A 23050-nucleotide genomic window follows, 5' to 3' on the forward strand; every position below is an offset into this window, starting at 1 on the left:
TATTTCCAGTTAATATTCACCCGCTAAATATTTAGCAGCGTGTCTATTAAGGAAAAATAATGACTATAAAAAAATCAGCGCTGGCGGCAACGATCGGCGCGGCAGTGGCATTGACTACCTTCGCTTCTCAGGCAGAAATCACCGTTCTTAAGCAGGATCCTCAGGCGGGTAACCCGCTGAGCCGCCTGAACTTCACCGTTGGCGGCAGTATTCGTCCTCAGTTCCAGAACATGACCGGCGACGACGGTAAAAACAGCTACAAGCGTAACGGCTTTGACGGCGGCACCCGTTTCCGTTTCGCGGCTGATTACTACCTGTTTGATGACATCAGCTGGATCAGCTACTACGAGCTGGGTGTCAATATTCCTGCGCAGTTTAACTGGGATCACCATTACGCCGACGGCGCACACGACACCACGCGTCGTATGCTCTACACCGGTCTGAAGAGCGACACCTGGGGTACGCTGACCTTCGGTCAACAGAACAGCGTTTACTATGATGTGGTGGGCGCGAAAACCGATATCTGGGACTACGACATGATCGGTCAGGCGCCAGGTAACGGGATCAATGGCGATTACGACGGATCTTACCGTTCACGCCAGATGCTGAAATATAAGAAAACCGTGGGTGATGCCGATATTTATGCATCCTACCTGTTTGAAGACAGCGAATACCTGCCGGGCAACGGCCTGCGCTACAAGCGTAAAGGCGGCGGTTCACTGGGTCTGGATTACCACCTGACCACCGACCTGACCTGGGGCGCGGCGTGGAACTACACCCGCGCGGACATGCGTAACCCGGACAACGGCGACAGCAAAACCTACGACCAGAACATCCTCGGTACCGCGCTGAGCTGGACGCCGGACAACTGGACCTTCTCCGCTGGCGGCGGCTGGTACCAGAACTTCCTGACCACCAAAAAAGTGTCTGTTAACGACTACTTCGCCGGTGATGCATGGGGTATTGAATACTTTGCGGGCTACAAGTTCCCAATCGGTCAGTACGCGGTTAAATCCATCCAGCCTTACTTCATGGGTGACCGTATTGAGTACGTGAACGGCCGTAACTACCAGCGCATCGACAACGGCGTGGGTATCAGCTTCCAGCTGGATTACGGTTTCCGCGTGGATTACGAACACGTGTTCACCTCCAGCACCGACAACCTGGGCGACATGAACCTGGTGCGTCTGCGTTACGACTTCTAAGTCGTCTTGTAGGGTGCGGCCTGATGCCCTCACCCTGACCCTCTCCCACGGGGAGAGGGAACAAACATTAAAAACGGCAACCCTGGTTGCCGTTTTGCTTTTACCTCGCCACCCGGCTTTGTTTTAGCGATTAAGCCAGTCAGCGACCTCGCCATACGTCCCGCGATACACAATCTTCACCGCCTTTTTCTCCAGCTGATAGCCGTACATCGGGTCGTAATAGTCCTTCAGCAGCGGCGCGAGCCAGCTGAAGTGCGCCTCTGTGCTGCCGGAGCGTTGCTGTTCCAGCAGCGCGGAATCTAACAGCGCGGTGAATTCTGCATACCGCTGCAGCCCCAGACGGCGGCGAATGGCGAACAGGCCGTGATGCAGATACTCGCTGTACTCCTTCCAGCCCGCGTCTTCACCGTAGGCGGCAGAAAAATCCGCCCACATGTGGTCGAAATACTCTTCGCGCAGGCGCTCAAGGCGGACGTCAAACGGGTCTTCGACGACAACGATAGGGGCTTCAACCATGCGGTCGCGCAGGCACTCCGGCAGGTGGTTGGAGCCAATCATCCGGCCTTCATCTTCCAGCACCCAGCGCGCGGCGTCTTTTTTCAGGAGCTCAGCCGCAAGGTGATTTTCAAAGCTGGCCTGGGAAAGCTGCGGCGTGAGCGTGCGGCCAAACGACGAACCACGATGGTGCGCCAGCCCTTCCAGATCGATTCCCTGAGCGTGCTGTTTCACCAGCAGGGTTTTACCGTTTCCGGTACAGCCGCCAATAAGCACCATCGGCTTTTGTGACTGCTCGATGGTCACCTGAATCGCCGTCTGACGCAGGGCCTTATAGCCGCCGCGGATCAGCGGGTAGTCGACGCCCGCCTCTTTCAGCCAGGCCTGAGAGATATGCGAGCGCTGGCCGCCGCGCGCGCAGCAGAGAAAGCCCTCAGGATGGGCAAGGCTGGCCTCGCGCCAGGCGTTGATGCGTGCCTCACGCGTCTCGCCGCTCACCAGCTGATGGCCGAGCGCCAGCGCGGCCTCGGGGCCCTGGCGCTTATAGCAGGTGCCGACGGCGGCGCGCTCGTCGTCGTTCATTAAGGGCAGGTTGATCGCCGCAGGCATCGCGCCCTGGGCAAATTCGATCGGCGCGCGAACGTCAATTAAAGGGGTATCAGACGCGAGGATCGCGCGATAGTCCGTTCCATCGTTCATGGTTATTCCAGAAGAAAACTCAGCAGCAATGGGCGGGGATTGTACGCCGGGGAAGGGGAAGGTCAACTCCCCGGCGCAGATGTCTTACTTGAGCTTTGACTGTGCCCAGACAATACCGCTCGCATATTCCGGCGGCAGGAGCGGGATCATGGCTTCCAGGGTGGCGCTCAGACGGCCCGTGTCGCTGTCGTTCAGGTTCAGGTGACCGACCTTACGACCCGCGCGGACCTCTTTGTCATACCAGTGCAGATGCACGAGCGGCAGCTTCAGCCAGTCGTAGTTCAGATCGGTGCCGATCAGGTTGATCATCACCGACGGGCTGTTCACCACCGGCTGCGGCAGCGGCAGGTCGGCGATCGCGCGCAGGTGCAGCTCGAACTGGCTGATGGACGCGCCGTTTTGCGTCCAGTGCCCGCTGTTGTGCACGCGCGGCGCAAGTTCGTTGATCAGCAGACCGGACGGGGTGATAAAGCACTCCATCGCCATGACGCCCACATACCCGAGTTCGTGCATGATGGCAGAGAGCATATCTTCCGCCTGCGCCTGCTGGTCAGCATTGGCGTGCGGGAAGGCGACGCTGGTGCGCAGAATGCCGTCCTGATGCAGGTTATGCGTCAGCGGATAAAAGACGGTATGCCCGTCGTGCCCGCGCGCGCCAACCAGCGACACTTCACCGCTAAAGTTGATGCCCTGCTCAACGATGCACTCGCCGTAGCAATCGTCCGGCAGTTCTGCCGTTTCATCTGCACGCAGGCGCCACTGGCCGCGGCCGTCGTAACCGCCCACGCGGCGCTTCACGATTGCCAGCTCGCCCAGCATCGCGAAAACGTCATTCCACTCGCTTTTATCGGACAGGAGCTGCCACGGCGCGGTCGGCAGACCGAGCTTGTCGAACAGCTGCTTTTGCGTCAGACGGTCGGCGATGATCGGGAACACGTCGCGGTTAACGAAGGCGTTATGACGCGCCAGCTCGCGGGTCAGAGCCGTTTCCGGCCAGCGTTCGATCTCGGCGGTGATCACACTCTGGTGGAACGGTACGGCTTCCGGTTCGGCGTCCAGCCCGACGGGCCAGACGGCAATACCCAGCGGCTCACCGGCCTGACGCAGCATGCGGCCTAGCTGGCCGTTACCGAGGACGCAAACCTGCTTCATGCCGCACCCCGCGGGTCCGGATTGTCCAGCACCTCGTCGGTCTGGGCTTTACGCCACTCCGCCAGACGCTGGTGTAATGCTTTATCGTGCGTCGCAAGAATTTGTGCCGCCAGCAGGGCGGCATTGGCAGCACCCGCTTTACCAATCGCCAGCGTGCCGACAGGAATACCGCGCGGCATCTGGACGATGGAGTAGAGGCTATCCACACCGCTTAACGCGGCGCTTTGGACCGGAACGCCCAGTACCGGCACCAGGGTTTTAGCGGCAATCATGCCTGGCAGATGTGCTGCGCCGCCCGCACCGGCAACGATCACCTCATAACCGTTCTCTTCGGCGCTTTCGGCGAAGCTGAACAGTTTGTCCGGCGTACGGTGCGCGGAGACCACTTCAACGTGGTGCGGAACATTCAGGATTTCAAAGATTTCGGCGGCGAACTGCATGGTAGCCCAGTCGCTTTTGGACCCCATCACGATGGCGACACGCGCCGGATTATTGCGGGAAGACATGCGTCTTAAAACTCCTGTGGTGCGAAACACACTGCTTTCGAGGGCACAGAGAATAGCATGTTATACGGGCAAGGAAAACGGTTGCGCGGTTAAAAGGCGAGCAGTTATGGCGAGAAAGCGATAACAAAAAAGACCGCACGATGGCGGTCTTTTTTGTGATGTTACTGAAGATCCCCTGCGGGCAGGTTCTCGTTGTCGAACGCGCGGCTGACATCGATATGATTCACCATGCTGGTGTCGGCATTCGAGCCCGATTTTGGCACGGAGAAGCGATTCTCCGCGGCCTGTGCGCCAGTGGACACCACGACTGCCAGCAGCAGGGTACTTACGATGCTGATGTTTTTCATTCTCTGTTCCTTCCTCATCGTATTGTCGCTGTCGCACGTCTTAGCTGGCGGCACGGCAATCAGGATTTTTATTTAGTCAGTTCCGCGGTCATGTACACGCGGTTGTTGACCTTCGCGCTCGTGATTTTATAAGAGGCATTCTGCTCGGCGGCCTGAGCGGCAATTTTCGCTTCTGCGCGGTCAAGGGTAGAGGCGGTTGCGCTCACGCTTTGAGCGAAAGAACCGAAAGAAACCAGGGAAAGAGCGGCAACTGCAACGAAAGTTTTGATGGATTTCATGGTCGTATTCCTTAAGTATTTTATCTGGGATAGGGCGTGTTGCCCTGATGTGATAAATAATAGGCCGACCACGGGCTGATTAAAATCGAAACAATTTGCCGATATTGTTCAAAAAAATAGAATGATGGTGTGAGGGGTTAAAACGGAAACGCGATCAGCTCCACGCCCTCTGGCGTGACTTTGACCATGGAGCCTTCGGTGTGCCAGGCACCCAACACCACGCGATGGGCCGCTTCGCCGTTGGCGATAAGGGAATGGACGTCAGGACGGTGCGTATGACCGTGGATCAACCACTGAACGCCATGCTTTTCCATCACGCTCACCACGGCCTGCGGGTTCACGTCCATGATGGTCATGGATTTGCTGCTGTTGGCGGCTTTACTGCCCGCGCGCATTCTGGCTGCGATGCGGTTGCGGATAAACAGCGGCAGCGCAAGGAACACCTTTTGGATCCAAGGGGTGTGGACTTTGGCGCGAAACGCCAGGTACCCGGTATCGTCGGTGCAGAGCGTGTCGCCGTGCATGATCAGGACCCTGCGGCCATAGAGGTCGAGCACCTGCTCTTCCGGCAGCAGCGTCATGCCGCTTTCGCGGGCGTAGCGCTTGCCGATCAGGAAATCACGGTTGCCGTGAATGAAGTAGCAGGGAACGCCGGAATCCACGAGCGCGTGAATGGCGTCTGCCATTTCACGGTGCAGCGGGTTAGGGTCGTCGTCGCCAATCCAGGCTTCAAAGAGGTCGCCCAGGATGTACAGCGCATCGGCGCTTTTCGCTTCACCGCGTAAAAAACGCAGAAAACCGGCGGTTATCGCCGGTTCTTCTGTTTGCAGATGCAGATCCGCAATAAAGAGTGTCGCCACGAATTACTCGCTGACGGTCACGCTTGTAATCACAACGTCTTCTTTAGGAACGTCCTGGTGCATACCGCTGCGGCCAGTAGCGACGGCTTTGATCTTGTCAACCACGTCCATACCTTCAACCACTTCTGCGAATACGCAGTAGCCCCAACCCTGCAGGCTTTCGCCGGAGAAGTTCAGGAAGTCGTTATCAGCCACGTTGATGAAGAACTGCGCGGTGGCAGAGTGCGGAGCCTGAGTACGGGCCATTGCCAGCGTACCGCGGGTGTTTTTCAGACCGTTGTTCGCTTCGTTTTTGATCGCTTCTTTGGTCTCTTTCTGGTTCATGCCAGGTTCGAAACCGCCGCCCTGGATCATAAAGCCGTTGATCACGCGGTGGAAAATGGTGTTGTTGTAGAAACCTTCGCGGCAGTAGTCCAGGAAGTTTTTAACTGTTTCAGGCGCTTTGTCATCAAAGGTTTTGATTACGATATCGCCATGATTAGTGTGGAAAGTAACCATTTTTGCATCCTGTTCCGTTATTGTGGTACGTCGACCCGCGTTCGGGTCATCTATAGGGGCTTGTTATAGCATAACCACAGGATGCGATCACCTTGCATTGTGTGCTGCTTCGGGTTTGAATTACGGGTAGAATAGCCGGTTTTCAACCACACACGTGTTTACATGGAATCTTCGATGTTAAAAATCTTTAATACAATGACGCGCCAGAAAGAGGAATTTAAACCTATCCATGCCGGGGAAGTCGGCATGTACGTGTGTGGTATTACGGTTTACGATCTCTGTCACATTGGCCATGGCCGTACCTTTGTCGCCTTCGACGTGGTGTCACGCTACCTGCGTTTTCTGGGCTACACCCTGAAATACGTGCGTAATATCACCGACATCGACGACAAAATCATCAAGCGCGCTAATGAAAACGGCGAAAGCTTTGTTGCGCTGGTCGATCGCATGATCGTCGAAATGCACAAAGATTTCGACGCCCTGAATATTCAGCGCCCGGACAGCGAGCCGCGCGCGACCCACCATATTCACGAAATCATCGAGATCACCGAAAAGCTGATCGCACGCGGCCACGCGTACGTTGCGGACAACGGTGACGTGATGTTCTCGGTGCCGACGGACCCAACCTACGGTTCGCTTTCCCGTCAGGATCTGGACCAGCTTCAGGCCGGCGCGCGCGTTGACGTGGTTGACGTGAAGCGTAACCCGATGGACTTCGTGCTGTGGAAAATGTCCAAAGAGGGCGAGCCAAGCTGGCCATCCCCGTGGGGCGAAGGCCGCCCGGGCTGGCACATTGAATGTTCCGCGATGAACTGCAAGCAGCTGGGCAAGCACTTCGACATTCACGGCGGCGGTTCGGATCTGATGTTCCCGCACCATGAAAATGAAATCGCGCAGTCCACCTGCGCCCACGGCGGCGAGTACGTGAACTACTGGATGCACTCCGGGATGGTAATGGTTGACCGCGAGAAGATGTCTAAATCGCTGGGTAACTTCTTCACCGTGCGCGACGTGCTGAAATATTACGACGCTGAAACCGTGCGCTACTTCCTGATGTCCGGCCACTATCGCAGCCAGCTGAACTACAGCGAAGAGAACCTGAAACAGGCGCGCTCGGCACTGGAGCGTCTGTACACCGCGCTGCGCGGTACCGACAGGTCTGTTCCTGCTGCAGGCGGCGAAGCGTTCGAAGCACGCTTTGTTGAGGTGATGAACGACGACTTCAACACCCCGGAAGCCTACTCCGTGCTGTTCGACATGGCGCGCGAAGTAAACCGCCTGAAGTCAGAAGATATGGCCGCGGCAAATGCGCTGGCGTCCCATCTGCGTAAGCTCTCCTCCGTGCTCGGCCTGCTGGAGCAGGATCCGGACGCGTTCCTGCAGAGCGGTGCGCAGGCGGACGACGGTGAAGTGGCGGAAATTGAAGCGTTGATCAAAGCGCGTCTGGAAGCGCGTCAGGCAAAAGACTGGGCGGCGGCAGATGCGGCGCGCAACCGTCTGACCGAGATGGGCATCATTCTGGAAGATGGCCCGCAGGGCACCACCTGGCGCCGTAAGTAATTTTCCCCTCACCCTAACCCTCTCCCGCAGGGAGAGGGAATTGTTAGGTTTTCTCCCTCTCCCCGTGGGAGAGGGCCGGGGTGAGGGCATCAGCGCGCACGTTTCCTCCACCACAGCAACCCCGTCAGCACGACTCCCGGCAGCCACACCCACAGCAGCTCCGACACGATCACCTGATGCCCGTAAGGCGTGGTGTAGCGCGACAGCGCAAACGGCGCGACCTTAATGACCTGCCACGGCGCAAAGAAGCGTTCATCTGACCACGGCCACAGCCAGCCGACACCTTTTCCGCCCGTGGTAATCGAATCCAGCAGGCTGTGCGACAGCAAAGACACGGTTAAAAACAGCCAGCACCGCGTCAGGCTGGCCCGGAACCATCGTCGGCCGATCAGCACGCAGAGTATCGGCACCACAAAGGCGAACAGCAGGGAGTGGGTAAAGCCGCGATGGCCGAAAACATTGCCGTACGCGACGCCGAACTTGAACGCCAGCACGTCGGCATCCGGCAGCATGGCGAGGACAATCCCGGCAAACAGCAGGCGGGGAGGAATCACTTTGGTTCCCAGGCCTAAGCCCAGACAAAGCGGAACAGCGGCGTGTGTAATAACGGTAGGCATTGCGATTATCCATGGCAAATCATGGAAATATAGCAGCAATCCCGCGCCGGCAGACCCGCGTCAAATTCTTATTTTTACGCCGACTCGCGTGCGATAAGCTGCCCGGAAAGCGTAATGCGCTGGGTTTGCAGCATCGGCTCCTTCAGCGTGCGAATAATCAGCCCGGCAGCCTGACGCCCGGTCTCTTCGCTGGCGGACGACACGTAGGTGAATGACGGCGAGGTGAGGTTAACGTGGAGCATATCTTCGAAACCGACCAGCGCGACCTGCTGCGTCAGAAACACATCTTTACCCACCGTTCGTCCCACCTGATGAATACCGGAGATGGAGCCGATCATGGCATCCGGAGAGTGGCAGAGGAGGGCGGTGATGGTGTTGTTTTTTTCCAGCAGCTGGCGGGTGGCGAAACCCGCAGCCAGGGTGTCATCGCTGCAGGCCGGAGAGTATTCATCGCGCCAGACCAGCCCGTTCTGCGTCATCGCGCTGCGAAAACCGAGCAGGCGCTGCTCGCGGATAAGGCAGCCTTCACGTCCGCCTATGTAGGCGATATTGCGATGGCCGCGCTCGATAAGATAACGCACCGCCAGATTTGCCGCCTGACGGTTATCGCGCATCACCAGATTGCATTTTTCATCCAGCAGCGACTGAGAGACCACCACCAGCGGCAGCGGGCAGCGGCGAATCTGTTCCGGCAAGGTAGACGTGCGGGTATCGGAGGCCAGATAGATAACCCCGGCGACGCCCTGCTGCTTAAACGACAGCAGGCAGCGCTCAAGATGGTCATGGTCGTTCTGGGGCTGGCCGAGAAAAACCATATACCCCTGTTTTTCAAGATCCTGGACGATGCTCGCCATCACCTTGATGGAGAAACTGTCGCTAAAGTCACGGAGGATCAGGCCAATCAGATTGGACGTATTGGCGCGGAGATTGGCAGCGGCAACGTTATGAACATAGCCCAGCGTATTGATGGCAGCGTTGACCTTCTCGATCGTTGCCTCTGAGATTTTCCCTTTCTGGCGCAAAACCAGCGAGACGGTTGAGACCGACACGCCCGCGTGCTTTGCGACATCAATAATGCTGACTTTCTTCAAAACCGCTCCCTGAAATTCACCCATTATCAGTCAGATACGACAATGCGTCTCCCAGACTACAGGAGACGCGTCGTTCAGGCATCTTATTATTTGCCGATCATGGTGGACATGGTCTGGGCGATAAACTGTGCTCTGGCACCGAAAATCACCTGAATTCCGTTGTCGCCGACGAAGACCACGCCGCGCGCGCCGAGTCCGTTCAGGCCATCCTTATCGACCACCTCGCTTTTTGCCACTTCCAGGCGAAGGCGGGTGATACAGGCGCCGACGGAGTCGATGTTGTGCGCCCCGCCCAGCAGGGTGATGATCTCGGTCGCGAGTTCTGAATCAGACTTATCATCCGCGTTGGCGGTCACTTCAGTGCGGCCCGGCGTTTTCACGTCGAAACGACGGATCACAAAGCGGAACGTGAAGTAATAAATCAGGCCCATTGGAATGCCGATGATAATCGCATTCAGGAAGTTGGTCTTGTAGCCGTTAAAGGACGGCAGGATCCCGAATGACAGATAGTCGATAAAGCCCGCCGAGAACGACTTGGCGATATGCGCATGCAGCAGATACATGGTCATGTAGGCCAGGCCCGCCATGATGGCGTTAAAGACGTACAGAATCGGCGCCACGAAGATAAAGGTAAACTCGACCGGTTCGGTGATCCCCGTCAGGAAGCAGGTCAGCGCCGCAGAGAACAGAATACCGGCCGCGATTTTCTTATTCTTCGTATGGGCTTCGTGATACATCGCCAGGCACGCGGCGGGCAGCGCGAACAGCATCAGCGGGAATTCGCCCTGCATGAATTTACCGGCATTCTGGTAGGTGTCGCTGCTGAAGGACTTCACTCCTTCTTCCAGCATCTTGAACCAGATGGTCTGGTCGCCGTGGATCACCTGTCCTGCCTGGGTGGTGTAATCCCCGAACGAATACCAGAAGGACGGATACCAGATGTGGTGCAGGCCGAGCGGGATCAGCGCGCGCTCTACCAGACCGAAGATAAAGGTCGACGCCGCCTGATTATCGCCGTTCACCACCACTGAGAGCGCGTCGATACCGGCCTGGATATGCTGCCACACGTACGGCAGCAGCAGCCCCATCAGGAACGACAGAAACGCCGTTGCAATGGCCACGAAGCGCTTGCCGGAGAAGAAGCCCAGGAACTCCGGCAGCTGCATGGTGTGGAAGCGGTTATAGCACCAGGCCGCGAGAATACCGCAGATCAGGCCGCCGAAGACGCCCATCTGCAGCGTCGGGATGCCGACGACCATGGCGTATTTCCCGCCCTGGGAGGCCATTTCCGGCGTGATGCTCAGCACGGTGCTGATGGTGATATTCGTGACAAACACCGACACCGCAGCAGACAGCGCCGCGATGCCGGATTCTGACGCCAGACCCACGGCGGAGCCAATGGCAAACAGCATCGGCAGGTTATCAAAGATAACCCCGCCCGCGTTCATCATCAGCGGCAGATGGAACTTATCGCCGAAGGCCAGCAGCAGGCCCGCAGCGGGAAGCAGTGAAATTGGCAGCATTAAGGCGCGACCAATCATCGATAACTTAGACAGCGATTTAACAAACCCTGATATCAGACTCATGCTGATTTCCCCCGAGTAGCGCTTTTTTGGCGCTGTTATTGTAAGTAGAACGTTTTAGTAGAACGTTCTACTTATCGTGGGCAAAGAGTGAAAAACGCGCAACAGAATTTTCATGTTTCAACAGATGAAATAGTGATTATTTGAAGTTGATCGATAAATAACCGCGATGGGTGTGAGGGGATTTAATATCCCCTCTCCCTGTGGGAGAGGGTTGGGGTGAGGGCATCAGACGGCTCAGGCCGTAACGGTTACGCTCTGTCCTTCAAAGCTCACGGTCTGACCCGCGACAATCTTGCAGCGCTTGCGCGTTTCTACCACGCCGTCGACTTTTACCAGCCCGTCGGCGATAACGATTTTCGCCTGCGCGCCGCTTTCGCTCCAGCCTTCCAGCTTCAGCAGATCGCACAGCTCAACGTGCGGGTGTTTACCTAATGAAAAAGTCGCCATCTTACGCGTCCTCTACGTCGTGATATTCTTCGCACGCCTGCAGCGTGTTCTGAATCAGCGTTGCTACGGTCATCGGGCCTACGCCGCCCGGTACTGGGGTAATGTAAGAGGCGCGAGCCGCGGCATCTTCGTACACTACGTCGCCGACCACTTTGCCGTTTTCCAGACGGTTAATCCCAACGTCCACGACAATCGCGCCCTCTTTGATCCACTCGCCAGGAATAAAGCCCGGCTTGCCGACCGCGACGATCAGCAGATCGGCGTTCTCGACGTGGTGACGCAGGTTTTTGGTGAAGCGGTGGGTCACGGTGGTGGTGCAGCCCGCCAGCAGCAGCTCCATGCTCATCGGGCGGCCCACGATGTTGGAGGCACCGATAACCACGGCGTTCAGACCGTAGGTGTCGATGTTATAGCGCTCCAGCAACGTCACAATGCCGCGCGGCGTGCACGGGCGCAAACGCGGCGCGCGCTGGCACAGGCGGCCAACGTTGTACGGATGGAAACCGTCCACGTCTTTATCCGGCGCGATACGCTCCAGCACCTTCACGTTGTCGATACCCGCCGGCAGCGGCAGCTGAACCAGAATACCGTCGATCTCTTTATCGGCATTCAGGGTGTCAATAAGTTCCAGCAGCTCTGCTTCGCTGGTGGTTTCCGGCAAATCGTAAGAGCGGGAGACGAAGCCCACCTCTTCACACGCTTTGCGCTTGCTGCCGACATAAATTTGCGATGCCGGGTTGCTGCCAACCAGCACAACGGCCAGCCCGGGGGCGCGTTTTCCGGCAGCTTTACGCGCCTTCACTTTTTCCGCGACCTCAGAGCGCACCTGCTGCGCAATCGTTTTACCGTCAATAATCTTTGCTGCCATCAGAGAGAAGATTCCGTCTGTAACGTTTGAAAGGGGGGATGGCGTGTATTTTGTCAGAAGCGAGCGTCGCTGTCAGTCACCCTTTACGCGTTTTTATCAGGGAGACGCAAAAACCCTTCTTAGGGGATGGTCAATTTCTTAGGTGGTATTAGGATGTGACCTGGCGAAATGGCAGCGTTTTGACATATTTAAAAAACGCGTCCTGAGCTACTTTGTCTCCTCCGAAATAAGCTTTCAATTAATCAATTGAACGTATTTCTTATTCCCGATTATTCGCGGGAAGGGTTATTTACATTTTAAAGGAATAGACATGAAACTCAGCAACATTGCTTCTACTGTTATTGCTACTTTGGCCCTGGTTGCAGGTGCCGCAAATGCAGCAGATCCTGCTGCGCCGGTTTCCGTTAATGGCGGTACCGTACATTTTAAAGGTGAGCTGGTTAATGCGGCTTGTTCAGTAAATACTGATTCTTCCGAGCAGACCGTTAATCTGGGCCAGTATCGTACCGCGAAATTTACCAAAGTGGGCGACACCACCTCTAATATTCCATTCAACATTGAACTGAATGATTGCGATCCGCTGGTTGCCAAAACTGCCGCTGTTGCGTTCACCGGTCAGATCGACCCAACCGACAAAACCCTGCTGGCCGTGACCTCCGGTAACAACGACAACACCGCGAAAGGCGTGGGTATCGAGATCCTCGACAGCAAATCCAGCGTTCTGACCCCAGACGGTGCGACCTTCTCTGCTGCGCAGACGCTGATCGAAGGGACCAACACCCTGAAGTTCACCGCACGTTACAAATCAACGGCTGCCACCACTGAGCCAGGCCAGGCGAACGCTGACGCCACCTTCGTAATGAAATACGAGTAATTCCTCCGCACAGGGATGTTCAGGCCTCAGGGACGAGGCCCGTCATACGCAAATGCCAGGAACGAAGGATGACAAGGACTGGAACACTACTGCTGTTAACCCTTGCGATGGCTTGTCCGGCATCGGCGCATACCGTGGTGATCGAAGGTGGCAAGGTTCATCTCCGGGGTGAACTGGTGAACGGCGGCTGCGCCGTGGCGCCCGACAGCCAGAATATGCGCATCGACATGGGGCAGTACCGAACCAATTCATTTTCCGGTGTGGGCAGTTTTTCCACGGTTAACGTGCCTTTTACCGTGCGGCTGCTGGACTGCAGCGTTGATGTTTCGCGCACCGTGGGGATCCAGTTTCAGGGCGTGACGCCCGCAGAAGATCCGCAGGTCTTTCTGGCGACATCGCGGCCGGGTGAAACGCCCGTCAGCAGCGGCGTGGGGCTGGCGCTCTTTGACGAACAGCAGCGTCAGATTATCCCAAACGCCACGGCCGTCAGCTGGCTGCCGATCGATACCCGCGAGCTCGCGTTCCATTTTAGCGCCCGCTATCGGGCTATTTCCGAACACCTCGAGCCAGGCAAAATTCAGTCGGATGTCTGGTTTACGTTGATTTATCCATAACACCTGCGAACACATTATTAAAGGTACGGTTGTGATGAATACCCTAATTAAACCAGGACTTTTTTTATCGTTTATTTTGATGATGGTTTCTGCCTGCGCAAATGCTTCCGGCGGTATTGCGCTGGGGGCCACGCGCGTTATTTATCCCGCAGAGGCGAAGCAAACGTCGCTGGCGATCACCAACAGCAACAAACAGGAACGCTATTTAATTAACGCGTGGATCGAAAATGCGAGCGGGCAAAAAGAAAAAACCTTTGCCGTCACTCCGCCCCTGTTTGTCAGCGAGCCGAACAGTGAAAACACGCTGCGTATTATTTACGCCGGGCCAGCGCTGCCAGCCGATCGTGAATCGCTCTTTTACATGAACGTGAAGGCGATCCCGTCGGTGAACAAAGCGAAAACGGAAAACAATAACGTGCTGCAGCTGGCGATCCTGTCACGCATCAAGCTGTTTGTGCGCCCGAACAACCTGGCGATGCAGCCGGAAGAGGCGCTTTCCCAACTGCGGTTTGAGCGCGCGGGCAGCCATCTCAAGGTCAGCAACGCTTCCCCGTATTACATCACCCTCGTCAATCTGAAGATGGGCGGGCAGACGCTGGAAAACCTGATGGTTGCGCCGAAAAGCTCGGCACAGCAGGTGCTGCCAGCCGGTGCCAGCGGCACGCTTTCCTGGCAGAGCGTGAATGACTACGGTGCCATCACCCCGGCGCGTAGCGTTAACCTGTGAGCAGAGTCAGGGCGATGAAAAACCACCAGAGACGTTACTGCCCGGTTGCACTGGCGCTGATGGCTGCGCTCTGGCCGCAGGCTGGCTGGAGCGAAAGTTATTTCAACCCGGCCTTCTTGTCTGACGACACCGCCAGCGTGGCGGATTTGTCGCGTTTTGAACAAGGACACCAGCAGGCACCCGGCGTTTATCGCGTGGATATCTGGCGTAACGATGAGTTTATCGGTACCCAGGACGTGCGTTTCGAGCAGGCCGAGAACACGCCGCCGGTGGCGGGCGGTTTGTCGGCCTGCATTACGCGCGCGATGCTCGATCGCTTTGGCGTCAACGTCGCGGCGTTTCCCGAGCTGGCTAAGGTGCAGGGCGACACCTGCGTTCCGTTGACCACGGCCATACCCGGCAGCGAAACGGTATTCAACTTTGCCTCACAGCGTCTGGACGTCAGCCTGCCGCAGGTGGCGTTGCAAAACAGCGCCCGGGGCTACATTCCGCCTGAACAGTGGGATGAAGGCATTCCCGCCGCGCTGGTGAACTACAGCTTCACCGGTAACCGGGGAAGCGAAGACGACAGCTATTATCTGAACCTGCAGAGCGGGTTGAACTATGGCGCCTGGCGTTTACGTAACAACGGCGCATGGCGGTACACGCAGAATAACGGGCAGCGGCACAGCGAGTGGCAGAATATTGGCACCTGGGCGCAGCGCACCGTCATCCCGCTTAAAAGCGAACTGGTGCTGGGCGACAGCAATACCGGGAATGACGTCTTCGACAGCATGGGTTTTCGCGGCGGGCGGCTCTTCTCCTCTGACAGCATGTACCCGGACAGCCTGCAGGGCTACGCGCCGACCGTGCGCGGGATTGCCCGTACGCCAGCAAAAGTGGTGGTTCGCCAGAACGGCTACGTTATCTATCAAAGCTATGTCCAGCCGGGCGCATTTGCCATTACCGATCTTAACCCGACCTCCTCAAGCGGCGACCTGGAAGTCACGGTCGAAGAGAAAGACGGCACCCAGCAGCGCTATACCGTGCCGTACTCTACCGTGCCGCTCCTGCAGCGTGAAGGTCGCTGGAAGTACGACCTCGTCGCGGGGGATTACCGCAGCGGGAACAGCGATCAGGATACGCCGTTCTTCACCCAGGGCACCCTGGTTACCGGTCTTGCCAACGGTTACACGCTCTACGGCGGTACGCAGCTGGCGTCACGCTATACCGCGGTGGCCGTCGGGGCAGGGAAAAACCTGGGCGACTGGGGCGCGGTCTCGCTCGATATCACCCACGCCCGCAGCCAGCTCGCGGACGACAGCAGGCATGAAGGCCAGTCTCTGCGCTTCCTCTACGCGAAATCTCTTAACGGCTTCGGCACCAACTTCCAGCTGCTGGGCTACCGCTACTCCACAAAAGGGTTTTACACCCTCGACGATGTCGCCTGGCGTTCAATGGAGGGCTATCAGTATGCCGATAGCCAGAACGATAACGATGTGCCGGACGTGCAGAGCTATCACAACCTGACGTGGAATAAAAAAGGCCGTTTCCAGCTCAACGTTTCTCAGTCTCTCGGGGACTACGGCTCGGTCTATATCTCCGGCAGCGAGCAGACCTACTGGGGAACAGACGAGACGAACCTCTGGTACCAGTTGGGCTACGCGGGCGGCGTGAAGGGGATCAACTATTCCGTCTCGTGGTCGTGGAACAAATCCGTTGGGATAGACGGCACCGATCGGATCGCGTCGTTTAACGTCTCCGTGCCGTTCAGCCTCTTTACCCGTCAGGGCTATCGCCGGGACAGCGCGATTGACCGCGCCTACGCTACGGCATCCGCCAGTCGAAACAGCGATGGCGACACAAGCTGGCAAACCGGCGTCAGCGGAACGCTGTTGGAGGACCGCAACCTGAACTACAGCGTGACCCAGGGACACGCCAGCACCAACGGCTCAAGCGGAAGCGCCAGCGCCAACTGGCAGGCGACCTACGGCACGCTGGGCGTGGGCTACAACTATTCCCGCGATCAGCACGATCTCAACTGGCAGCTCTCCGGCGGGGTGGTCGGCCACGCCGACGGCGTGACCTTCAGCCAGCCGCTGGGCGACACCAACGTGCTGATCAAAGCGCCGGGGGCATCGGGCGTCAGTATTGAAAACCAGACCGGCGTGAAAACCGACTGGCGAGGCTACGCGGTGATGCCGTATGCCACCGTCTATCGTTACAACCGCGTGGCGCTGGATACCAACACCATGAGCAACAACACCGATATCGAAAACAACGTGAGCAGCGTGGTGCCGACCAAAGGCGCGCTGGTACGCGCCAGCTTTGATACCCGCATTGGCGTGCGCGCCCTGCTGACGGTAACGCGCGGTAACCAGCCGGTGCCGTTCGGCGCGGTGGTGCGTGAGACCAAAAGCGGCGTGACCAGCATGGTGGGGGATGACGGGCAAATTTACCTGAGTGGGCTGCCGCTGGAGGGCGAACTGCTGATCCAGTGGGGCGACGGGGCGCAGTCCCAGTGTCGCGCACCTTACAGCTTGTCTGAACAGAGCCTGCAACAGGCAATCACACTTAAGGGGATCGGCTGTGATTAAAACTCAACTCTTTGCCTTGTCGCTGCTGGCGTTACTGCCTGCGACAAATGCGTTAGCGACCGTGTGCGTCAATGAAAACGGCGTGCCGACGGAAGTACATTACGACCTGACGGATAAATTCAACAGCTCGAATAACCAGATTGGGCAGGTCGTGACGCTCAGCGAGAAATCGCAGTGGGTAGGGGTAAATGCCGTCTGCCCGAAGGGCACGACCGGGAATACCACCAAGCGCAGCTATGTGACCGATTATCCGGTAACGGGGACCAGCGATGGCTACCAGTATCTGAAGCTTAACGACTATCTGGACGGGGCGATGAAAATTACGGACAGCTATGCTGGCGTATTTTATCCGCCAAAAAGCTATATCCAGATGGGGAGCCATCCTAACGTCTCCAAAAACAAACCGTTTGGCGTTCAGGACTCCAGCCTGGTCTTCCGTCTTAAGGTGACCCGACGTTTTATCAACATGGTGGTGATCCCGCGTGCCACCATGTTCCGCGTTTACGTCACCACTACCTCTTCCGATCCGTTAACCACGCCGGTCTATACCATTAGCTACAGCGGAACCATTCAGGTACCGCAAAGCTGCGCCATCAATGCCGGAAACGTGGTGGAGTTTGATTTCGGCGACATTGGCGCCTCCTTGTTCAGCAAGGCGGGCGTGGGTAACAAGCCGGAGGGCGTCTCATCGCAAAGCAAAACCATCGCCATCAAATGCACCAACGTGGAGGCGAACGCCATGCTGACGATGCGCGTCGAGGCGGAAAAAGTCTCTGATAATGTGCTGGTGTCGGATAACCCGGATGTGGGGTTCATCATCGCCAACGAGAGCGGGGCGCCGCTGACGCCCAACAACCTGACAAGCAAAATTCCGTTCCGCCTCGACGACAGCGCGCAGGCGCAGGTGGGGATCCGGGTCTGGCCGGTGAGCGTGACGGGCAATAAGCCAGCGGAAGGGCGCTTCACCTCGCGCGGGTATTTGCGCGTGGATTACGACTAAGGAGCCGATATGCGAAACGGGATCCGTTTTATCACCGTAGCGCTCTTTGCGCTTTGTACCCAGGCTCAGGCAGACACCGCGTTGGGCGAGATTAACATTCGGCTCTACGGCAATATCGTCGATTTTACCTGCGTTGCCGAGGGCAGCGACAGCGACAAGGCCGTCCCGCTGGGCACATGGCCCACGAAACAGCTCAGCACCACCGGGAGCCGCACGCAGCCTATGCCGTTTACGCTGAAGCTGACCGGCTGCCCGCCGGGCGCGGCGTCCATTACGTTTTCGGGTAAAGCTGACGGGAGCAATAGCGGCCTGCTGGCGCTGAATGACGCCAGTACTGCAAGCCATGTTGCCGTTGAGATCAGGGATGCGGATAAAACGCGCCTGGCGCTTCAGCAGGCCAGCCAGCCGGTCTCGGTTGACGCACAGGGAAATGCGACGCTGTCGTTTTATGCCAATTATATTGCCACTGCCGATAACCCTCAGCCCGGACGGGCTGATGCGGATGCCACCTTCATGATTAATTATAATTAGCACTGACCGCACTCCCTGCAGCTCAGATAAGCTGCAGGGAGTGAATTCAGGTTATAGCAGCTCGTGGGCTTTGGCGTAATCAATTAATTCCACGATGCTTTGCACACCCAGCTTGGAATAAATATTGGATTTATGCGCGCTAATGGTCTTGTTGCTTAATAGTAGCTGCTCAGCTATTTCCTTGTTGGATAATCCATTCGCCAGATACCGTAATACCGTGACCTCGCGATTCGATAATGGCATATCTACTGCCATCCCTTTCCCGGAACCCAAATGGTTTATAAAGTTCAACGTCTCCGACGGGAAAAAGGAATAGCCCATCAGAATCATTTCTACGGCGTTGTAGATCTCACCCAAATCTTTTCGTTTACTGACGAAGCCATTTGCCCCGGCGCGAATGGCGCGACCAGCGTAAAACAACTCTGATTTAGACGAGAGGAACAGAACCTTAATGTTTTTGTTTAAGTTCCTGATTCTCTTTAGTAAAGAAAAGGCATCCGTGCCCGTGAGTTCAATGTCAAGGATCACCAGATCGATAGGGTGATTGCGGATACAGTCAAGGACTTCATGGCTATCGCCAGACTTGAGCTTGACTGTGATATTCTTATTTTTCTGTAGCAGGACTTCTATCGACATTCTGACGATAGGATGTTCGTCCATAATGATAACGGATGCCGGTTTCATTTTTAATGCCTCAGATTGTTAAAAGCGTTATGCAGAGTTTGGTAAAACTCTCGAAATGCCGGAAGGATATAATGTGCAGATCCCTGTACCGTAGTATTTCCCTGGGAAGAGCGAAAGCATCCTTGTTTACGTAATGAAAAGAACTATGCCTCAGCGCGGTCATCTCATTAGGCTGGTGTTGGCAAAAAGGTTTTTCTTATTCAGATTTGATACGCATCTTATTATACAGGGTAAGTTTTTTCCGAAAACCCTGTAAATTAATATGAGGGTATTGGTTTGTATTATCTTCTGGATATGAATCGCTATTTTTTTAAAAATAGCGGAAATATCCTGTTATCCCATTTACCGCATATTTTCATCTTTATGTAATAACAAAAAATAACAGATATCGCTGTATGTTGATTAATTGTTAACAAAAATGCGCGTGTTTTTAAGTTGCGAACCCGCAAAGGTGAGGTTAAAAATTGCCCTCGCAGGCCGTCATACCTTCATCCGAAAGTGCTTACGTTGACCAGGACAACGGCGTCTGATGCACAGGAGAACATGCTACCCGCTTCGCTTTTTACTACTGGCTGTTGTCGCTAAGCTGCTTGTTTTTACATCATTATCATCTTGTTAACGCCTTCTGCATTCACTTAACGGATGGAGGAAAGTGCTGCCGTTCCGTTAATCTGTGGCATTTCACAAGGTTCACGCCCATAAATTAGGAATAGTTATAATTTCGAGTTTATTGTTAAAAATTAACATTTTTGCAACGCTGGTGGTAAGTAATTTCCTAAACCGCTTTAGGAAATAAGGGGTTAGGTGGTGAGTGAAAACGTGCAGTCTGAGAGGTTATTAAGAAGATGGAGCAATTCCTGGCGATGGCTTAGCCCCAGCTTTAAGAGGATGCAGCTGAGACGATAGATAATGCGGCTATAGGGGCGATTCTGCATAAGGGCAATCTGACGCAATGTCTTCCCCCGGGAAAGCTCCTGCAGGATGGGCCACTCGTTGCGCGAGAACCAGTCTTTCTCGGTACCCAGCGGAGGTAGGGTATCCAACAGGCTGTGCTGGAGCGCAGCGGCGCTCAGCTGACGTTCGAGCACATGAAAGGGACCCGCCGCTTTGCAGAAGAGGCGGGTATCGTAATTATCGGCCCGGACCAGCAGCCAGGGCGTCAGGAACGGAGGAAACAGGCTATGCCGTCTCAACTGATCCAGTTTCTCCAGAAGCCCCGTGGACCGGCTTTCAATATCCACGACCAGGCGGGCTGAAGGCCACTGCGTTTGAGCGATAAGGGCGTCGTCCAGCGTGGCGTAGTCGCAGCAGCTGCTCAGGGGAAACTGCGCGTTGATAAAACCTGTGCGCAGGTAGTGATCCTCCGTCACCAGAAGGATAAACGGGGCGTCGGTTTTGCGGGGCTGGCTGATAGACTGGCTCAAAAATTCGAGCCGGTCAAAAAAGGGGGGAGCAAAAGGTGAGCGCGTAAATCCCAGTGCATCACTTCCTGTACGCCGCCGCCGGTAACGGCGCACTGTCATTCGCATGGTCTCCCTCCTGGAAATGGCTTTTTAATCCTCCGGCCATGTCCAGGACGGCCAGTAATATCCCTGGCCGAGGTCTGCGCCTGCCTGCAGTGCCCAGGTACGATCGCGTTCAGTCTCAATACCTTCAATAAGCACTTTCCCGGCAAGCTGAAAGCAAAGGGAAACCAGTTGCCTCAGCGCAGGGGTGTCGCGTAAACGCCAGAATGCTTCCTTATCTATTTTGATGCCGCTTAACGGGAGTCGGCAGGATAAAAACGACTGCACTGTGACGTCATCCACGTCATCAAGCCAGATTGCGTGCCCCTGTCTGCTAAGTTGCCGCAAATTTTGAACGACATGCTGCTTCTCGACGAGGGTCAGCGCTAAAAAGGACGCGAGATCGACAATCTCAATATTGAGCGACACGTCTGGCAGCCGGATAAGTCGCTGAAAAGAGGCTGTCTCTGTCAGGACGGTTATCGGCAGATTAATAAAAAGATTATGGCCGTGCGGCGCATTTTTTAACGCGGCAAGCTGCGCTTCAAGCAGCGCTATCGACCAGTCTGCGGACCGTTCGCAAAAAAAGTCCTCGCTGTGCCGCGTGTCGGACAGAACGCTAAGTACCTCCACGCCAACCAGGCGCAGGGAGGAAAGGGCGACGATGGGCTCAAGCTTAATGCCGACGATGTCCTGAGAAATGTACTGTAACCGGGGGGGCGTATCGATCAGGTTTTGCGCTGTCACTCCATGGTCCTGTTGTCTGCCAGCCTCCAGGCGGCCGGGATACCTGACTCTAGTGTGACGAGCTGACGTTCAGGAAAACAGCAGGCGTTACTTAAATGCAACTAAGCCTTTTCGCAGCGCCAAATTTTACGGTGAAACAGGGCGAAATGTTGAGAAAATAGCCGTATTTACAATCGGCTAGTGGTAATTGCCGTGTAAAGCGGAAAAGGCATTGACTCACCTGCCATTGACCGTATAATTCTTCGCGTTTCACCACCGCGAAGTACACGCATATCAGTGCGCCCTTAGCTCAGTTGGATAGAGCAACGGCCTTCTAAGCCGTAGGTCGTAGGTTCGAATCCTACAGGGCGTGCCATTTCATTTCATAGAGTCACGCCTCCTTCACATCCTCCTGATTTCCGTTGTGGGACATATTTGGGACATCGCCCCTAAAATTTACCGGTCAAGAAGGACTTTTATGTGGTATCTACTCGCAACTTCGCTTGCCGCACTCTTCCTTAATAAAAGCCTGGCTTATCTAATGCTGGGATTAACGGCATTTCTCGGCTGGAAACAAGGCATTCTTGACGCCCCGGCGCTGCTGGTTATTGCATCAATCGTTGTCGGCTGGTGTGCTGTTGAATGGCTACGTAATAAAAATAATAAATATACATATCTGGTCGAAGGCCTGTGCGTGGCCATCGCCGTTGCCCTGGTTTTGCATGTGATCCCAGGCTTCCATAACCCCAAAGTGCTGGATGCTGTCGACGTTGGTCCGCAAAGCATACCGTTCAGTATGTACTTTAATATGGACAAGGCAGTGGTGCCGTTCTTTTTAATTACGTGCATGCCAACGTTATTCGTAGCAAAACCCCTCTATAAAGCTGGCAAGGTCGGCTGGGGAATATTGGTTCTTGCGATACCCGCGCTGTTACTTCTGGCTGTTGCATTGGGCGGACTTAGAATTGAGCCGCATGCGCCAGAATGGTTCGCTCAATTTGCCCTTGCGAATATTTTCTTCGTCTCTTTGGCCGAGGAAGCCTTGTTCAGAGGCTACCTGCAGCAACGCTTGTCCCGGATTATTCATCCTGTTGTCGCGCTGTTGATTGCCTCAGTCATCTTTGGACTGATGCATTATAGCGGCGGTTTACTACTGATTATTTTTGCCAGCCTCTCCGGCATTATTTACGGCCTGGCGTGGATGTGGAGCGGTAAGCTCTGGGTTGCAACGTTATTCCATTTTGGCCTGAACTGCGTGCATTTATTGTTCTTCACCTATCCGATGTATGCCCCTCATGCGGCGATGTAATGCTTTTTAAATGAGTAGTCTTAAAAACTTAGCTACCTCCAGATAAGCATAAAAAGCCCCGCAATATCGGGGCTTTTATATCTGGCGGGCGCATGAATAACAGATTTACCTTTGCGTCATAATGAATAGAAGGCTAATGAATTTCATTGTAGGCAGGCTTAAGGTTTTCTTAATCTAAAAATTATCTCTCATTAAAATTTGGATTTTTATCATTCTAAAATCTGCTAAAAAGAAATTTTACACTTTTACGCCTAAACTGGATTGATACTAATTATCATTAGCGTTGTTGTATGCT

Annotated in this window: 24 protein-coding genes and 1 tRNA gene; 10 read left to right on the forward strand and 15 right to left on the reverse strand. The window is 55.4% G+C overall.

All coding sequences use genetic code 11. The features are described from left to right. The first annotated feature begins 59 nt into the window (after nucleotides 1–59). A complete protein-coding gene (locus ACMGGX_RS14910) occupies nucleotides 60–1205 on the forward strand; it encodes a porin (RefSeq protein WP_023310628.1) in 1146 nt (381 codons plus the stop codon). A 123-nt stretch (nucleotides 1206–1328) separates the two neighbouring features. On the opposite strand, the gene mnmH is transcribed toward ACMGGX_RS14910, so the two are convergent. The 7 genes from mnmH to ppiB form a co-directional block, all read right to left on the reverse strand. Beyond that, nucleotides 1329–2399, reverse strand: a complete 1071-nt coding sequence (mnmH, locus tag ACMGGX_RS14915) for a tRNA 2-selenouridine(34) synthase MnmH (protein WP_420298545.1) — start codon at nucleotides 2397–2399, stop codon at nucleotides 1329–1331. An 84-nt stretch (nucleotides 2400–2483) separates the two neighbouring features. Then, nucleotides 2484–3551 (reverse strand): 5-(carboxyamino)imidazole ribonucleotide synthase, encoded by a 1068-nt coding sequence (purK, locus tag ACMGGX_RS14920; RefSeq protein ID WP_058841201.1) that lies wholly within the window; start codon nucleotides 3549–3551, stop codon nucleotides 2484–2486. Next, entirely contained in the window at nucleotides 3548–4057 is a 510-nt protein-coding gene (gene purE, locus ACMGGX_RS14925) for a 5-(carboxyamino)imidazole ribonucleotide mutase (RefSeq protein ID WP_023310631.1), read from the reverse strand. The genes purK and purE overlap by 4 nt, the downstream gene beginning before the upstream one ends. Before the next feature lie 161 nt (nucleotides 4058–4218). Then, nucleotides 4219–4404: a hypothetical protein gene (locus ACMGGX_RS14930; protein WP_126796970.1), complete on the reverse strand. Its 186-nt coding sequence runs from the start codon at nucleotides 4402–4404 to the stop codon at nucleotides 4219–4221. Nucleotides 4405–4472: 68 nt separating this feature from the next. Then, nucleotides 4473–4682 (reverse strand): YdgH/BhsA/McbA-like domain containing protein, encoded by a 210-nt coding sequence (locus ACMGGX_RS14935; RefSeq protein WP_023310633.1) that lies wholly within the window; start codon nucleotides 4680–4682, stop codon nucleotides 4473–4475. A 137-nt stretch (nucleotides 4683–4819) separates the two neighbouring features. Then, nucleotides 4820–5542, reverse strand: coding sequence for a UDP-2,3-diacylglucosamine diphosphatase (gene lpxH, locus ACMGGX_RS14940; protein ID WP_126796971.1), 723 nt, complete (start codon nucleotides 5540–5542; stop codon nucleotides 4820–4822). Between the two features lie 3 nt (nucleotides 5543–5545). Continuing rightward, complete coding sequence (ppiB, locus tag ACMGGX_RS14945; protein WP_023310635.1) at nucleotides 5546–6040, reverse strand: peptidylprolyl isomerase B; 495 nt, start codon at nucleotides 6038–6040, stop codon at nucleotides 5546–5548. 174 nt (nucleotides 6041–6214) lie between these two features. Between ppiB and cysS the strand changes: the two genes are divergently transcribed. Further along, on the forward strand, nucleotides 6215–7600 hold the full coding sequence (gene cysS, locus ACMGGX_RS14950; protein WP_029741052.1) for a cysteine--tRNA ligase: 1386 nt from the start codon (nucleotides 6215–6217) through the stop codon (nucleotides 7598–7600). 89 nt (nucleotides 7601–7689) lie between these two features. Here cysS and ACMGGX_RS14955 read toward each other — a convergent pair whose 3' ends face one another. The 5 genes from ACMGGX_RS14955 to folD all read right to left on the reverse strand — a co-directional run bounded on the left by ACMGGX_RS14955 (nucleotide 7690) and on the right by folD (nucleotide 12209). Beyond that, nucleotides 7690–8217, reverse strand: a complete 528-nt coding sequence (locus ACMGGX_RS14955) for a metal-dependent hydrolase (protein WP_348560698.1) — start codon at nucleotides 8215–8217, stop codon at nucleotides 7690–7692. A gap of 74 nt (nucleotides 8218–8291) precedes the next feature. Beyond that, entirely contained in the window at nucleotides 8292–9308 is a 1017-nt protein-coding gene (gene malI, locus ACMGGX_RS14960; protein ID WP_181594532.1) for a Mal regulon transcriptional regulator MalI, read from the reverse strand. A gap of 86 nt (nucleotides 9309–9394) precedes the next feature. Then, a complete protein-coding gene (locus ACMGGX_RS14965; protein ID WP_029741054.1) occupies nucleotides 9395–10894 on the reverse strand; it encodes a PTS transporter subunit EIIC in 1500 nt (499 codons plus the stop codon). Nucleotides 10895–11128: 234 nt separating this feature from the next. After that, nucleotides 11129–11341 carry a ribosome-associated protein YbcJ gene (gene ybcJ / locus ACMGGX_RS14970; protein ID WP_023334767.1) on the reverse strand — a complete coding sequence of 71 codons (213 nt, stop codon included), beginning with the start codon at nucleotides 11339–11341 and terminating at the stop codon, nucleotides 11129–11131. A 1-nt stretch (nucleotide 11342) separates the two neighbouring features. Beyond that, a complete protein-coding gene (gene folD / locus ACMGGX_RS14975; protein WP_008499332.1) occupies nucleotides 11343–12209 on the reverse strand; it encodes a bifunctional methylenetetrahydrofolate dehydrogenase/methenyltetrahydrofolate cyclohydrolase FolD in 867 nt (288 codons plus the stop codon). Between the two features lie 310 nt (nucleotides 12210–12519). Here folD and fimA point away from each other — a divergent pair, with 310 nt between their 5' ends. The 6 genes from fimA (at nucleotide 12520) to sfmF (ending at nucleotide 18531) form a co-directional block, all read left to right on the forward strand. Continuing rightward, nucleotides 12520–13083, forward strand: coding sequence for a type 1 fimbrial major subunit FimA (gene fimA / locus ACMGGX_RS14980; protein WP_023310641.1), 564 nt, complete (start codon nucleotides 12520–12522; stop codon nucleotides 13081–13083). Between the two features lie 68 nt (nucleotides 13084–13151). Beyond that, nucleotides 13152–13697: a type 1 fimbrial protein subunit FimI gene (gene fimI, locus ACMGGX_RS14985; protein WP_023310642.1), complete on the forward strand. Its 546-nt coding sequence runs from the start codon at nucleotides 13152–13154 to the stop codon at nucleotides 13695–13697. A 34-nt stretch (nucleotides 13698–13731) separates the two neighbouring features. Beyond that, nucleotides 13732–14424 carry a type 1 fimbria chaperone FimC gene (gene fimC / locus ACMGGX_RS14990; RefSeq protein ID WP_023310643.1) on the forward strand — a complete coding sequence of 231 codons (693 nt, stop codon included), beginning with the start codon at nucleotides 13732–13734 and terminating at the stop codon, nucleotides 14422–14424. 14 nt (nucleotides 14425–14438) lie between these two features. Continuing rightward, nucleotides 14439–17000 carry a fimbrial biogenesis usher protein gene (locus ACMGGX_RS14995; protein ID WP_348560699.1) on the forward strand — a complete coding sequence of 854 codons (2562 nt, stop codon included), beginning with the start codon at nucleotides 14439–14441 and terminating at the stop codon, nucleotides 16998–17000. After that, nucleotides 16993–18000, forward strand: a complete 1008-nt coding sequence (fimH, locus tag ACMGGX_RS15000; RefSeq protein WP_047061271.1) for a type 1 fimbria D-mannose specific adhesin FimH — start codon at nucleotides 16993–16995, stop codon at nucleotides 17998–18000. The genes ACMGGX_RS14995 and fimH overlap by 8 nt, the downstream gene beginning before the upstream one ends. 9 nt (nucleotides 18001–18009) lie before the next feature. Next, nucleotides 18010–18531, forward strand: coding sequence for a fimbria assembly protein (gene sfmF / locus ACMGGX_RS15005; protein WP_023310646.1), 522 nt, complete (start codon nucleotides 18010–18012; stop codon nucleotides 18529–18531). A 51-nt stretch (nucleotides 18532–18582) separates the two neighbouring features. Here the strand turns inward: sfmF and fimZ are convergent, their stop codons facing one another. From fimZ to ACMGGX_RS15020, 3 genes are all read right to left on the reverse strand, one after another. Next, nucleotides 18583–19215 (reverse strand): fimbria biosynthesis transcriptional regulator FimZ, encoded by a 633-nt coding sequence (gene fimZ / locus ACMGGX_RS15010; RefSeq protein WP_032661427.1) that lies wholly within the window; start codon nucleotides 19213–19215, stop codon nucleotides 18583–18585. 800 nt (nucleotides 19216–20015) lie between these two features. After that, the gene (locus ACMGGX_RS15015; protein ID WP_063440719.1) at nucleotides 20016–20744 is read right to left on the reverse strand and encodes a helix-turn-helix transcriptional regulator; all 729 of its coding nucleotides are present in this window, start codon (nucleotides 20742–20744) and stop codon (nucleotides 20016–20018) included. A 24-nt stretch (nucleotides 20745–20768) separates the two neighbouring features. Beyond that, nucleotides 20769–21467 carry an EAL domain-containing protein gene (locus tag ACMGGX_RS15020; RefSeq protein ID WP_126327570.1) on the reverse strand — a complete coding sequence of 233 codons (699 nt, stop codon included), beginning with the start codon at nucleotides 21465–21467 and terminating at the stop codon, nucleotides 20769–20771. 278 nt (nucleotides 21468–21745) lie between these two features. Between ACMGGX_RS15020 and ACMGGX_RS15025 the strand changes: the two genes are divergently transcribed. Together ACMGGX_RS15025 and ACMGGX_RS15030 are read left to right on the forward strand one after the other, a co-directional pair. Then, nucleotides 21746–21822 (forward strand) — tRNA-Arg (locus tag ACMGGX_RS15025). A 102-nt stretch (nucleotides 21823–21924) separates the two neighbouring features. Further along, nucleotides 21925–22755, forward strand: coding sequence for a CPBP family intramembrane glutamic endopeptidase (locus ACMGGX_RS15030; RefSeq protein WP_348560700.1), 831 nt, complete (start codon nucleotides 21925–21927; stop codon nucleotides 22753–22755). The last annotated feature ends 295 nt before the right edge of the window (nucleotides 22756–23050 follow it).

Origin of the sequence: Enterobacter sp. BNK-29, assembly GCF_048684785.1 — a bacterium.
Taxonomy (GTDB): domain Bacteria; phylum Pseudomonadota; class Gammaproteobacteria; order Enterobacterales; family Enterobacteriaceae; genus Enterobacter; species Enterobacter cloacae_M.